Annotated in this window: 13 protein-coding genes and 1 other RNA gene; 6 read left to right on the forward strand and 8 right to left on the reverse strand. The window is 61.2% G+C overall.

Going from position 1 to position 13,144, the window contains the following annotated elements:
• Positions 1-59: 59 nt before the first annotated feature.
• The 5 genes from KVU_RS02240 to KVU_RS02260 form a co-directional block, all read right to left on the reverse strand.
• Positions 60-563, reverse strand: coding sequence for a GNAT family N-acetyltransferase (locus tag KVU_RS02240; protein ID WP_013383691.1), 504 nt, complete (start codon positions 561-563; stop codon positions 60-62).
• A gap of 17 nt (positions 564-580) precedes the next feature.
• Complete coding sequence (locus KVU_RS02245; RefSeq protein ID WP_013383692.1) at positions 581-1,006, reverse strand: GFA family protein; 426 nt, start codon at positions 1,004-1,006, stop codon at positions 581-583.
• A 36-nt stretch (positions 1,007-1,042) separates the two neighbouring features.
• Positions 1,043-1,140: signal recognition particle sRNA small type (ffs, locus tag KVU_RS02250), an RNA gene on the reverse strand.
• Between the two features lie 38 nt (positions 1,141-1,178).
• Positions 1,179-1,838: an HAD family hydrolase gene (locus KVU_RS02255; RefSeq protein WP_013383693.1), complete on the reverse strand. Its 660-nt coding sequence runs from the start codon at positions 1,836-1,838 to the stop codon at positions 1,179-1,181.
• Between the two features lie 13 nt (positions 1,839-1,851).
• Positions 1,852-2,466, reverse strand: a complete 615-nt coding sequence (locus KVU_RS02260) for a glutathione S-transferase family protein (protein WP_013383694.1) — start codon at positions 2,464-2,466, stop codon at positions 1,852-1,854.
• A 145-nt stretch (positions 2,467-2,611) separates the two neighbouring features.
• Between KVU_RS02260 and KVU_RS02265 the strand changes: the two genes are divergently transcribed.
• Positions 2,612-3,070 (forward strand): SRPBCC family protein, encoded by a 459-nt coding sequence (locus KVU_RS02265; RefSeq protein ID WP_013383695.1) that lies wholly within the window; start codon positions 2,612-2,614, stop codon positions 3,068-3,070.
• 15 nt (positions 3,071-3,085) lie between these two features.
• Here KVU_RS02265 and KVU_RS02270 read toward each other — a convergent pair whose 3' ends face one another.
• Positions 3,086-3,946 (reverse strand): prephenate dehydratase, encoded by an 861-nt coding sequence (locus tag KVU_RS02270; RefSeq protein ID WP_013383696.1) that lies wholly within the window; start codon positions 3,944-3,946, stop codon positions 3,086-3,088.
• Between the two features lie 121 nt (positions 3,947-4,067).
• Between KVU_RS02270 and KVU_RS02275 the strand changes: the two genes are divergently transcribed.
• From KVU_RS02275 to KVU_RS02295, 5 genes are all read left to right on the forward strand, one after another.
• Positions 4,068-4,577 (forward strand): c-type cytochrome, encoded by a 510-nt coding sequence (locus tag KVU_RS02275; protein ID WP_013383697.1) that lies wholly within the window; start codon positions 4,068-4,070, stop codon positions 4,575-4,577.
• Between the two features lie 81 nt (positions 4,578-4,658).
• On the forward strand, positions 4,659-6,575 hold the full coding sequence (locus tag KVU_RS02280; RefSeq protein WP_013383698.1) for an extracellular solute-binding protein: 1,917 nt from the start codon (positions 4,659-4,661) through the stop codon (positions 6,573-6,575).
• 2 nt (positions 6,576-6,577) lie between these two features.
• A complete protein-coding gene (locus KVU_RS02285) occupies positions 6,578-7,672 on the forward strand; it encodes a microcin C ABC transporter permease YejB (protein ID WP_014537534.1) in 1,095 nt (364 codons plus the stop codon).
• Positions 7,672-8,778 (forward strand): ABC transporter permease, encoded by a 1,107-nt coding sequence (locus KVU_RS02290; protein ID WP_013383700.1) that lies wholly within the window; start codon positions 7,672-7,674, stop codon positions 8,776-8,778. Before KVU_RS02285 ends, KVU_RS02290 begins: the two co-directional genes overlap by 1 nt.
• Positions 8,775-10,364, forward strand: coding sequence for an ABC transporter ATP-binding protein (locus KVU_RS02295; protein ID WP_014537535.1), 1,590 nt, complete (start codon positions 8,775-8,777; stop codon positions 10,362-10,364). Before KVU_RS02290 ends, KVU_RS02295 begins: the two co-directional genes overlap by 4 nt.
• Positions 10,365-10,379: 15 nt before the next feature.
• Here KVU_RS02295 and KVU_RS02300 read toward each other — a convergent pair whose 3' ends face one another.
• Positions 10,380-12,170: a D-alanyl-D-alanine carboxypeptidase family protein gene (locus KVU_RS02300; RefSeq protein ID WP_014537536.1), complete on the reverse strand. Its 1,791-nt coding sequence runs from the start codon at positions 12,168-12,170 to the stop codon at positions 10,380-10,382.
• A 241-nt stretch (positions 12,171-12,411) separates the two neighbouring features.
• Complete coding sequence (locus KVU_RS02305; RefSeq protein WP_013383706.1) at positions 12,412-13,104, reverse strand: HAD family hydrolase; 693 nt, start codon at positions 13,102-13,104, stop codon at positions 12,412-12,414.
• Positions 13,105-13,144: the final 40 nt, after the last annotated feature.

A 13,144-nucleotide genomic window follows, 5' to 3' on the forward strand; every position in this document is an offset into this window, starting at 1 on the left:
TCCTTTAGCATCAGGCTAATCTAACGCCGCGCGCGCCCGCCGTAAACCGCGCCGATGGGTTAATCGGCACGCTCGCGGCGCATCAAAATCTCGTCGTGCAATCTGTCGCCGACGCGCAGCGCGCCCTGATCCCGTGCCCAGATGCGAAAGCCGAATGTCTGGTACAGCCGCAGTGCTGCCGCATTCGAGGCGACAACCGACAGCCGCACCTGCCGCACATCTGGGGGCAGGTTATCCAGCGCCGCCTGCATCAAGGCCGAGGAAAGCCCGCTGCCGCGCATCTCGGGGCGGACATACATGCCCCAGATCGTCGCAATATGCCGCGTTTTCGCGCCTGATCCCTGCGCCAGCCCGATGCTGCCCATCATCTTGGTTGCAAAGCGGAAATTGCCAAAGATCTTGCTGGTCTCGATCCGGGTCGCAAAGAAATCGCGATCCCGTGCGGCCTCGTCGGCAAGGTCGGCGCCAAAAGCCTCGGGATGCGCGGCAAGACCCTCCAGCCGTAGCTGGCGGAACGATTCGGCATCGTGGCGGGTCAGTTGGCGGATGTGAAAACGGCTCATCTTACACCGTCAAAGCCTTAGCTGTCCGAGCGGCGGAAGATCAGCGTGCCATAGACCGGATTGCGATGGGGATTGCCATCGCGCGGGTGGTCGCGGCCGTTCAGGACGGGGACTTCGGGCAGATCAAAGGGCGACATTTTCGAAATGCAGGCCAGATTGACGCCAAATTCACCCGGGCGCGAGCGGCGCTGGTGATGGGTATAAATCCCGCAGGTCTTGCAAAAGTAATGTTTCGCCTGACCGGTATTAAATTGATACATCGACAGGTTATCGCGGCCCTCTAGGATCTCGAGATCCGCAAGTTTTGCCGACACCGCAACCGCCCCGCGCATGGCGCAAAAGCTGCAATTGCAGCGGCGCGCGCTGGCCAGGCCGTCGCGCAAACGCACCGTGAATCGCACCGTTCCGCAGTGGCACGATCCATTATAAACGCTGTCATCCATGAGATATCATCCAGAGGCAGCCATCGGCGGTCTGCAAGGTGAGAGGCTGGACACGACCCATACGGATCTCGTTACGGCTGCTTCCTTCCGGACCTGACCGGGTTGGCGAGGCGCTTGCCCGCGCCAACCTCTCAGGGGCCGATATAATCGGCTGATGCGCGGGGCGCAAGGGTCAGATCAACCCTGCGCCTTTCGCCCCTTCCAGCAAAGTCGGGGCGACAAGATTGGCCCATTTTCCGCTGGCGGGTTGGATATCAGGCACTTGGACGGTGAAAAGCCCAGCGGTAAAGGCCGCTTCAGCGCCCACTTCGGTATCTTCAAAGGCCACGCATTCGACCGGCTTCAGCCCGAGGCGTTCTGCCGCAAGGATATAGGGATCGGGCGCGGGCTTGGCGTGCGCGACGTCATCCACCGGCACCAGCGCGTCGAAATAACCGGCGAGGCCCGCCTTTGCCAGCTTGGCATCCATCTGTTCGCGGTGGCTGGATGTCGCCAGCGCCAGTTTATAGCCCGCCGCCTTCAGCGCCGTCAGCACCTCATGCGCGTCGGGTTTGATGGGGACGCTGATCTCGCGCAGGTCGTTGATGCGGGCGCGCCAGGCCAGCAGGAACGCATCGGGCGAGACCTGTTCAGCCAGCGCGCGGTTCAGAATCACCCGGCGCTCGGCATCATGGACGCCGGCCAGCGCCTCGAAAATCGCGATATCGACGTCGGCGCCCATATCGGCCAGAACCGCGATCGCGGCGTGATTTGCCTGTGCCTCGGTATCGGTCAGCGTGCCATCCAGATCAAAGACGACGCCCTTAAAGGCATGGGTCACAGTATCGGTCATTGGGTCGTCCTTGTTAGTTGGGAAAGAAGGATTCGGGCGTCTTCATACCGGGCAGGGCGCGCATATTGTCGATCCAGCGCAGCATGGATGTCGTCGGCTCGACCCCCATGCGGTTGATCCACTGGGTATAGCCCCAAATCGCGCAGTCACCCACACCCGGCGCATCGCCGTGGAAAAACGCCGCATCGCCCAGCAAACGATCAAAATTTGCGCGGTCGACCTGATAGCGGGCCCGCAGCCAATCCAGCGCGCCGGGCGGAAAGCCCTGGTTCTGCACTTTCGCGGCATAGTGGATTTGCGGCAGGCACATGCCGATGCGGTTCGCCTCCCAGACGATCAACTCGCGCGCGCGGCGCAGGCCCGCATGGCTGTCGCCGCCCAGCACCTGATAGCGCTGCGCGATTTCCAGCAAAATCGCGCCCGATTGGACATAGGGCTGCTGATCAATCACCAACAGCGGCACTTCGGCAAAGGGGCTGCCCGCCAGAAAGGCCGCCGGGCGTGTCTCGGGCGCCGCCCAGATATCGACCCAGATGCGCTGATGGGGGACGCCGGCCAGCTCTAGCGCGAGGGCCACTTTGCAGGCATGTCCCGAATCGGGATGGCCATAAAGAACGGGTTCGGACATCGGTATTCGCCTTCGTTATGAGGATCTTGCGGCGAGGATGCGCCAAATTAGATCAAAGATGAATGATGTTTGTTGCAATTCGTTGCTGACCGGTGAGATCAAATAAGTTAACCGATACATGAAGTATGTCAGATAGGAATGGGCCATGGAGTTTGTTGTCAACGATCATATCGCTGTTAGCCCCGATGCCCTCTTCAAACATCTTAACGATACCGACCTGCTGGAACAGATGATCCGGCGCGGCGGTGCGACAGTTCGGCGCACTGACGCGGGTCGCGGTGCGGGCGTTGGTGCGACATGGCAGATTGGTGCGCCTTTTCGCGACCGCACCTTGGATGTGACGATGACCGTGACCGAGGTTGAGGCACCGCATCGGATGCGCGTTCTGTTCACCACCGGCGGGGTCGAGGGTAAAGTCGTGCTGCTCGCCACCCCGGCCGGTGACGGTACGGATACGGCGTTTACGATGACGATGGGGGCTTCGACCCTGATCGGGCGGCTTTTGCTGCAATCGCTGAAATTGGCGCGTGGCCAGATCTCTAGCCGCGTTCATAAACGTGTGGGCAATTACCTGCACCGCGCCGAGGAGCGCGCCGGCGTTTAAGCCGACGCCTTTTTCTTAGTTACGGGTTTCTGAGTTACGGGCGCTGGATGCGGGATAGACACCCATCAGCGCCATATGGCTGGTGAAATAGCCCAGCTCTTCCAATGCCAGTTGGACGGAACGGTCGTCCGGATGGCCCTCGATTTCCGCATAGAATTGCGTCGCGGTGAAATGGCCGCCGACCATATAGCTTTCCAGCTTGGTCATGTTGATGCCATTGGTGGCAAAGCCGCCCATCGCTTTGTAAAGCGCGGCGGGAATGTTGCGCACCTGAAAGATCAGGCAGGTCATCATCGGGCCGGTGCCGCGGCGGGTATAATCGGGCGTGCGTGACATGACCAAAAAGCGGGTCGTGTTCAGGTCGTTATCCTCGACATGACGGGCCAGCACCGTCAGACCCGTGATCTGGCCCGCGATTTCCGACGCCATCGCGGCGACAGTGATATCCCCCAGCGCCGCGACATCGCGCGCCGCGCCCGCATTATCCGACCACGCAATGGGGCTGAGGTTATTGTCGCGAATGAATCCGCGCGCCTGACCCAGCAACACCGGCATGGCGCGCACCTCGCGGATGTCTGCCATCGTCGCGCCGGGCACCGCCAGCAGGTTCACATGGACGCGTACGAACGCCTCGTCGATCACATGCAGACCGCTTTCGGGCAGCAGCTGATGCACGTCCGCGACGCGGCCATAGGTCGAGTTCTCGACCGGGATCATGCCCAGATCGACGGCGCCGCTGCGCACGGCCTCGATCGCGTCTTCAAAGGTGGCAAAGGGGACAGGCTCAAAATCAGGGCAGGAATCGATACAGGCTTGGTGGCTGTAGGCTCCGGGCGCGCCTTGATAGGCGATACGGCCGCGATAGGTCGTGGTCATCTGTCCTCCTTTGGCCTGCCCGGTGATGTCCTTGGGGCAGGTGAATGGCCTCTATACCTTGCGCAATAGGGTTTGAAGGGCATAGATGCGCCCAGCGTGAAAACCAAAGCGGAGGCGCGGCATGTTTGGCACAAAAACCCGCGCAGCCGCGGCGCTGATGCTGTCGATCATCGCGGCGCTCGCGCTGCTGCTGGTCATCCGTTTCATCGCAGATGCGGTCTATTCGGTCGGCGCAATCCATGACGAGCCTGCGTATTTTGTTGAGGTTCCGGGGGCGGGGCCGCGGATCGATCCGCTTGATCCCGTTGAATTCGCCCGCATCTTTGAGGCGGCTGATCCGGTGCGCGGCGAAAGCCTGTGGCGGTCGTGCCGCATGTGCCATTCGCTAGAGGCGGGCGACAACCGCACAGGTCCCAGCCTTGCCGGTGTTGTCGGGCGCGCGGTCGATACCGCCCCCGGTTTTGCCTATTCCGGCGCGCTGGAGCGGGTTGTCACGGTTTGGACACCTGACCGCATTAATGCCCTGATTGCGAACCCGCGCCGGTTCGCGCCGGGCACGCTGATGACCTATACCGGGATGCGAAATGCGCAGGACCGCGCCGATCTGATTGCCTTCCTTCAGGGGCACTAGGACCCGATCACGCATTATCAACTTGAATCCTGCGGGTTCAGGCCTTTAGCTGGTGCGAAACAACATCAGTGCAGGAGAGCTATGATGATGCGCCAGGCCCCTCGTTCCCGTTCGCGTGTGATTGCCGCAGGGCGCAGGGATTGGCGACCCGTCATCGTGCTGGCGGCATTCGGCTTTTTGGGGGCGGCCCTGTGGTCTGGTGCCGCCCGCGCGCAAGAGGAAACGATCACCTCGCACGGCTTTACCACCTTTGGTGATCTGAGCGAGCTGACCTACCCCGCCGATTACCAGCATCTGAACTATGTGAACCCCGATGCACCAAAAGGCGGCACGATCTCGGTCTGGGCGCAGGGCACGTTTGACAGCTTCAACCCCTATGCGCGCGAGGGTCTGTCGGGGGCAATGGCAACCATCGGCTATGAAAGCCTGCTAGAGGCAACCGCCGATACCGTCAGCGACGCCTATTGCCTGCTGTGCGAGACGCTGGAATATCCCGAAAGTCAGGATTGGGTGATCTTTCACATGCGCCCCGAGGCGCGCTTTTCCGATGGCACGCCGCTGACGGCGCATGATGTGGTGTTCAGCCATAACCTGTTGATGGAGCAGGGTCTGCCGTCTTATCGCGAGGCTGTCGCCCCGCTGATCACGAATGTCGAGGCGCTGGACGATCACACCGTGCGCTTTACCTTTGCTCCCGATGTGCCGCGCAAGGGGCTGATCGTGCAGGCGGGCGGCTCGCCGGTGTTTTCGCAGGCTTGGTATGAATCCACCGGCGCGCGGCTGGATCAGACGCAGGTGGAAACCTCGCCCGGTTCCGGCCCCTATGTGCGCGCGGCGTTCGATTTCAACAATTACATCACCTATCGCCGCAACCCCGATTACTGGGGCGCCGATCTGCCGATCAACCAAGGGCGGCACAATTTCGACGAGATCCGCGTCGTCTATTTCGCCGATGCCAATGTAGCGTTCGAGGCGTTCAAGGCCGGCGAATATACCTTCCGGCAGGAAAACAGCTCGATCGTTTGGGCGACGGGTTATGATTTTCCGGCGCTGAACAATGGCTATGTCGTCAAGGATGAGTTGGGGAATGGCAACCTGCCACCTGCTGTCGGCTTTGTGTTGAACCTGCGCCGTCCCGAATTTCAGGACATTCGCGTGCGTCAGGCCATTGCGCTGATGTATAATTTCACTTGGACGAACGACACATTGCAATATGGCCTGTTCCAGCAGCGCAACAGCTTTTGGCAGGGCAGCCCGCTCGAGGCCCACGGCACCCCCGAGGGGTTGGAGCTGGAATATCTGGAAAGCGTCGCCGATCTGATCGACCCCGCGATCCTGACCGAGCCTGTGACCATGCCCCATACGGCGGGCGCGAACCAGCTAGACCGCGCGAACCTGCGTCGGGCGCTGGCGCTGCTGACCGAGGCGGGCTGGGAAAGTGGCGCCGATGGCCGCTTGATGAAAGACGGCCAGCCGCTGACGCTGGAACTGCTGGGCTACTCGCCGACCTTTGACCGCATTGTGACGCCCTTTATCGAAAACCTGAATACCCTGGGCATTGCCGCGAATTACAACCGCATTGACCCCTCGCAATATACGGTGCGCACCCGCGCCAATGATTTCGATATGGTCTATGATGGCTATACCACCGGGCTGGAAGAGGGCCTTGGCCTTGCGCAGCGGTTCGGCTCTTACGCCGTGGATGACGTGTTCAACCCTGCTGGCTATTCATCGCCCGCCGTTGATCGCCTGATCGAGATTGCGGTCGATGCGCAGAATTACGATGAGATGTCTGCCGCCGTTCGCGGTATCGACCGCATTATGCGGCGCGCGCTGTTCGTGATCCCCTCGTGGTATAATGCCAATTTCTGGGTGTCCTATTACGACATGTTCGAGCACCCCGAAGAGATGCCCCCCTATGCGCTGGGGCAGTTGGATTTCTGGTGGTATAATGCCGAGAAAGCCGATGGGCTGCGTGCGGCGGGGGTCATCCGTTAAATATGGGCGCCTATATCCTACGCCGCCTGCTGCTGGTGATCCCGACCCTGTTCGGGGTCATGGTGATCAACTTTGTGCTGACACAATTCGTGCCCGGTGGGCCGATCGAACAGATCATCGCCCAGATGGAAGGGCGCGGCAATGTGATGGAAAGCATCACCGGCGGCGGCGGCGATGCCGCCTTTCAATCCGAGGTGACATCCGGCGTCACCGGATCGACCTATGCCGGTGCGACCGGCTTGCCGCCCGCCTTTATCGAACAGCTCGAGCGCGAATTCGGTTTCGACAAGCCGCCGCTGGAACGTTTTGCGATGATGATGTGGGATTATATCCGGTTCGATTTCGGTCGCAGTTGGTTCCGCTCGATCTCGGTCGTGGATCTGGTGCTGGAAAAAATGCCGGTTTCGATCACGCTGGGACTATGGTCGACGCTGCTTGCGTATTTCATCTCGATCCCGCTGGGCATCCGCAAGGCGGTGCGCGACGGATCGCGTTTTGACACCTGGACCTCGGGCGCGATTATCGTGGGCTATGCCATCCCGGGGTTCCTGTTCGCCATCCTGCTGATCGTGCTGTTCGCGGGGGGGTCGTACTGGCGGATATTTCCGCTACGCGGCCTGACATCCGACGGGTGGGAGGCGATGAGCTGGGGCGCGCGGATCGTGGATTACCTGTGGCATATCACGCTGCCGGTCATCGCCTCGACCATCTCGGGCTTCGCCACGCTGACGCTGCTGACCAAGAACAGCTTTCTGGACGAGATCCGCAAGCAATATGTGATGACCGCCCGCGCCAAGGGCCTGTCGGAATCCCGCGTCCTTTATGGTCATATCTTTCGCAATGCGATGCTGATCGTGATCTCGGGCTTTCCGGCGCTGTTCATCGGCGTATTCTTTGGCGGCTCGCTGATTATCGAGACGATCTTTTCGCTGGACGGGCTTGGCCGCCTTGGTTTCGAGGCTGCGCTGCAGCGCGATTACCCCGTGGTGTTCGGCACGCTGTTCGCCTTTGGCCTGATGGGGCTGGTGGTCGGCATTATCACTGATCTGACCTATGTGCTGATCGACCCACGTATTGATTTTGAAAGCCGCAGGTAATGGCGATCTCGACCCTGAACCGCCGCCGCTGGCGCAACTTTCGCAAGAATGGCCGGGCCTTTTGGTCGCTGGTGATCTTTGCCGTGCTGTTCACCATCAGCCTGTTCGCTGAATTCGTCGCGAATGACAAACCCTTGGTCGTCAGTTACCGGGGCGAATTGCATTTCCCGATGACACGCTTTTACGCCGAGCGTGACTTTGGCGGCGATCTGCCCACCGCTGCGCGTTATAAAGATATCGAGCTGCAATGCCTGATCGCGACCGGCGGACTGGAAAGTTGTTTTGACGATCCCGGCGCGATGATTGCGGCGGCGGATAGCGGTGCGGTCGATGATCCGGGTTTCGTCAAAGGCTGGATGCTGTGGCCGCTGATCCCCTATCATTATTCCACCATCGTCGATATTCCGGGCGCGGCGCCATCGGCTCCGAACGGCCATAACTGGCTGGGCACCGATGACACGAAACGCGATGTGCTGGCGCGGGTGATCTACGGCGTGCGGCTGTCGATCATCTATGCGCTGGTGGTGACGGTTGCGACATCGGTGATCGGCATCGCGGTGGGCGCGGCCTCGGGCTATTTCGGTGGTTGGGTCGATCTGATCTTGCAGCGGATTATCGAGATCTGGTCCGCCACGCCCACGCTCTATGTTATCATCATCCTGTTTGCGGTGCTGGGGCGAAGTTTATCATTGCTGATATTTCTTGCGATCCTATTTGGTTGGATGGGATTGGTCGGCGTCGTGCGGGCGGAATTCTTGCGGGCGCGCAACTTTGAATATGTCCGCGCCGCCCGGGCGCTGGGCGTGTCGGATATTGCCATCATGGCCCGCCACATGCTGCCGAATGCCATGGTGGCCACGCTGACCATGCTGCCCTTTATCGTCACCGGCCAGATCGGCGCGCTGGCGGCGCTGGACTTTATGGGCTTTGGCCTGCCGTCATCCGCCCCCAGCCTTGGCGAATTGGCGCAGCAGGCCAAGGATAATCTGCAGGCCCCATGGCTGGGCTTTACCGCCTTTTTCACCTTTGCCATCATGCTGACGCTGCTGGTTTTCATATTCGAGGGCGTCCGCGATGCCTTTGACCCGCGAAAGACGTTCCGATGAATGCCCCATTGTTGCAGGTGAAAGACCTGCATGTCCGCTTTCAGCAAGAGGCGGGCGAGACGCATGCCGTGCGCGGCGTCAGTTTCACCGTGAACGCGGGCGAGACCGTGGCGCTGGTGGGCGAAAGCGGCTCGGGCAAGTCGATCACGGCTATGTCCACGGTGCGGCTGCTGCCGGATAATGCGGTGACAGCAGGGCAGGTGTTGTTTGGCGCGCATGAGATGCTGCAAATGCGCGAACGCGACCTGCAATCCGTGCGCGGCAATGACATCAGCTTTATCTTTCAAGAGCCGATGACATCCCTGAACCCGCTGCATACGATTGAAAAGCAGTTGGTCGAGGCGATCACCCTGCACCAAGGGTTGCGCGACAAGGCTGCGCGCGCGCGCGTGGTTGAATTGCTGCATCAGGTCGGTATTCGCGATCCCGAAAGCCGCCTTGGCGCCTATCCGCATCAGCTATCGGGCGGCCAGCGCCAGCGGGTGATGATCGCGATGGCGTTGTCCAACGATCCCAAATTGCTGATCGCGGACGAGCCGACGACCGCGCTCGATGTGACCATTCAGGCGCAGATTTTGGAATTGCTGGCCGATGTGCGCCGCGCACGCGGCATGGCGATGCTGTTCATCACGCACGACCTTGGCATCGTGCAGCGCATCGCCGACCGTGTCTGCGTCATGAAAGACGGAGAGATCGTCGAGCAGGGCCTGACGGCAGAGATTTTCGCCAATCCGCAGCATCCCTATACGCAGATGTTGCTGGCCGCCCATTCGGCAGGCGTGCCGCAGCCGGTGCCCGATGAGGCGCCGGTGATCGCCGAGGTGCAGAACCTCCGCGTTTGGTTTCCCATTCAGCGCGGATTGCTGAAACGCACGGTCGGCCATGTAAAGGCGGTGAACGACGCGAATTTTGCGGTCCGCGCTGGCGAGACGATTGGGATTGTGGGGGAAAGCGGCTCGGGCAAAACGACGCTCGCGCTGGCGCTGATGAAACTGGTGCCATCCCAGGGGCGGATCTTGTTTTTGGGGCGCGAGATCTCGGCCCTTAGCCATCGCCAGATGCGCCCGCTGCGTCGCCAGATGCAGATTGTGTTTCAGGACCCCTATGGCGCGCTATCCCCCCGCATGACGGTCGCCCAGATCATCGCCGAGGGGTTGGGCGTTCATGCTGTCGACCCCGCCACCCCGCGCGAACAGCAGGTGGTCGCGATCATGCGCGAGGTCGGGCTGAACCCCGAAATGCGCAACCGTTATCCGCATGAGTTTTCCGGCGGTCAGCGGCAGCGCATCGCGATTGCGCGCGCGCTGGTGCTGCGCCCCGATCTGGTGGTGCTGGACGAGCCGACCTCGGCCTTGGATATGACGGTGCAGGCGCAGATTGTCGATCTGTTGCGCGATTTGCAGGCCAAACACGGGCTGGCCTATGTCTTTATCAGCCACGACCTGCGCGTTGTGCGCGCGCTGTCGCACCGGATTATGGTGATGAAAGACGGCGATGTGGTGGAAAGCGGCTTGGCGGCTGATGTCTTTGACAACCCGACCAGCGATTATACCAAGACATTGATGCAGGCGGCCTTTTGGGCCTAAGGCCGCCTGATCTTATCAGTTGGTATCCAGCAGATTACATTCCATCGACCGCGCTTGCAGGCGACCGCAAGCCAGTTCCGCCTGATCGCGGGTCATGCCGACGAAATTCGCGTCAAAGCCGCGCGGGTTCTGGCTAACGGTGCGCTGGCTGCCAGACAGAATGCTGACCTCCATCATCGCCACGCGCATCAGCTCGCGCTCGGCCGCATAGGACGAATTGAAGCGGCCGATATTCACGCCAAACAGCCGCCCGCCAGAGGTGGACATGCGCGAGACGACCTGCTGCTCGGCGACGCCGGTGGCGGCGGGGGTGATCTCTGCCGTGGTCATGATGACCGTCTGCGGGCGGGCCTGTGCTTCGGTCGTGTCCAGCATCGCAAGGGTTTCGGGCTGGGCCTCGGTCTCGCCAAAGCTGGCGATGATCTGGGCTTCTTCGACCGGTGCGGGCGCGGGCAGGGGCTCTGCCGCAGCGAGCTGAACGGGTTCAGACGCGGCGACCGGCTCTGCGACGGGCTCTGTAACGGGCGCGGGGGCCGGGGTCGCCGCCGCGACTTGTGTCGCGGGGCGCATCATCGGGCGCAAAACAGCGGGCGCGGCGGGATCACTGGCCACGGCCAGCGCCACAGCCTCGGCAATGGCATCGGCGGTCGTGCTGTCGCTGGCAATCGCGCCCAGATCTTCGTCCGAGATGACCTGGAACGGCGGCGGGGCGGCAGGCTCTGGCGCGGCGGCGGCGACCACAGCGGCTGTCGCTAGGCTGGGGCGCGCGATGGGGCGCAGCGCGGCAAGCGTCTCGCTGCTGGGCGGCGCGGGCGGAGGGCTGTTGCCCGCGGCGCTGGCAGAGACCGCCGCGATCAGCGCGTTCATGTCGAAGTTCTCTTCCGTCGGGCGCGCGGGCGGTGTTTCAGGCAGGCGCGCAGGGGCGGAGGGCTGCTGTTGCTGCGGTGTCAGGAAGGCGGGCGGTGCCTCGGGCGGGCGCAGACGGGCGTTGCGCGGCGCATTGGCAAAGCCACGATCCATCAGGCGCGTGATCCGCGTATGACGATCCGCGTTCGATGTCGCGCCAAACACCGTTGCGATGATCCGCACATTGCCGCGTTCCGCCGATGCGGTCAGGTTGTAACCCGCCGCCTGCGTATAGCCGGTCTTGATCCCGTCAGCGCCCTGATAATTGTCCAGGAGGCGTGAATTGGTGGTGCGCACCGTCGCGATCCCGGCATCCGCCGAGCGGCGCGAGAATAGGTTATAATACTGCGGGAAATCATAGATCAGGTGACGGCCCAGAATCGTCATGTCACGTGCTGTCGAATAGTGACCGTTCGTTGTCAGGCCGTTCATGCTGATGAAATGGGTGTTGTTCATGCCCATAGCGCGGGCGGTCGCGTTCATGCGGGCGGCAAAGGCCTCTTCCGAACCCGAGATACCAACGCCAATGGCGGTGGCTGCGTCATTGGCGGATTTGATGGCGGCAGCGCGGATCAGATATTGCAGCTCGATCCGTTGTCCCGCGCGCAGGCCAAGGCGCGAGGGCGGTTGGGCTGCAGCATTGGCGGATACGGTGACCTGCGAATTCAGCGAAACCTCGCCGCGTTCGATCGCTTGGAACGCGATATACAGCGTCATCATCTTGGTCAGCGAGGCCGGGTGCAGCCGCGTATCTGCGTTTTCGGAATCGAGAACCTGTCCCGTTCGTGCATCCATCACCAGCGCTGCATAGGGTGCAGCAAAGGCGTGCGACATCATCGCCGCACATAGAATAATGAACGCCAAAAGCCCCAGACGGGCCTTGCCTGCCAGCTGTGCCATATTAACTGCCCTTCGCCTCAGGTATCGCCAGCGGTTGATCCGCGGTCGGTTTCCATGCGTGTCGTCCGGTCAGGCTAGCATGTGAGGGGCTTCAAGAAAACAATAGAATTACAGCAGTTTCGCGGGTGATATTACGGTAATGCGCGCATATGTGGGGGTCACGCGCAGGATTCTGCCTAGACCTAGGTTGCGCCTGTGGATAACTTTTTGTCCCCTGTGGCAATTCAGCAATTGTTAATGATCACAGCGAATCGACCAGCCCCACCAGATGACCGATCTGCGGCAACGCGCGAAAGCGGGGGTGATCCACCGGCGCCTCGGCCATTTCAAAGGCCCAAGTGGTCTCGAACGGGATATGCACGCCCCAATGACCGGCCTCGATCGCGGGGATGACATCGGATTTCAGCGAATTGCCGACCATCAGCGCGCGGTGGCTGTCGTGGCGGGCAAAGATGCGGGCATAGGTCTCGGGGCGCTTGTCGCTGACAATCTCGACTGATGTGAACAGCTCGCCCAGACCGGACAGGGCCAGTTTGCGTTCCTGATCCAGCAGATCGCCCTTGGTGATCAGCACGACATCGCCGCGTTCGGCCATGGCCTCGACCGCGGCGCGCGCACCGGGCAGCAGATCGACGGGATGGGCCAGCATATCCTTGCCCCAATCGACGATTTTGCCAATGGTGCGCGAATCAACGCGCCCTTCGGTCACCTGAATGGCGCTTTCGATCATTGACAGCACGAATCCCTTGATGCCAAAGCCGTACGAGGCCAGATTGCGGGTCTCGGCCTCCATCAGATGGTTCATCAAATGGTCACGATCCGCGAAATCACCCAGCATTTCGACGAATTGCGCTTCGGTTGTGCGGAAGAATGTCTCATTCTCCCATAGGGTGTCATCGGCATCAAAGCCAATGGTCCAGTCGTTGCGGGGCATATTTGCCTTACCTTGGGGCTATACAGGTCTTTTCATGTGC

Origin of the sequence: Ketogulonicigenium vulgare WSH-001 (genome assembly GCF_000223375.1) — a bacterium.
GTDB classification, from domain to species: Bacteria; Pseudomonadota; Alphaproteobacteria; order Rhodobacterales; family Rhodobacteraceae; genus Ketogulonicigenium; species Ketogulonicigenium vulgare.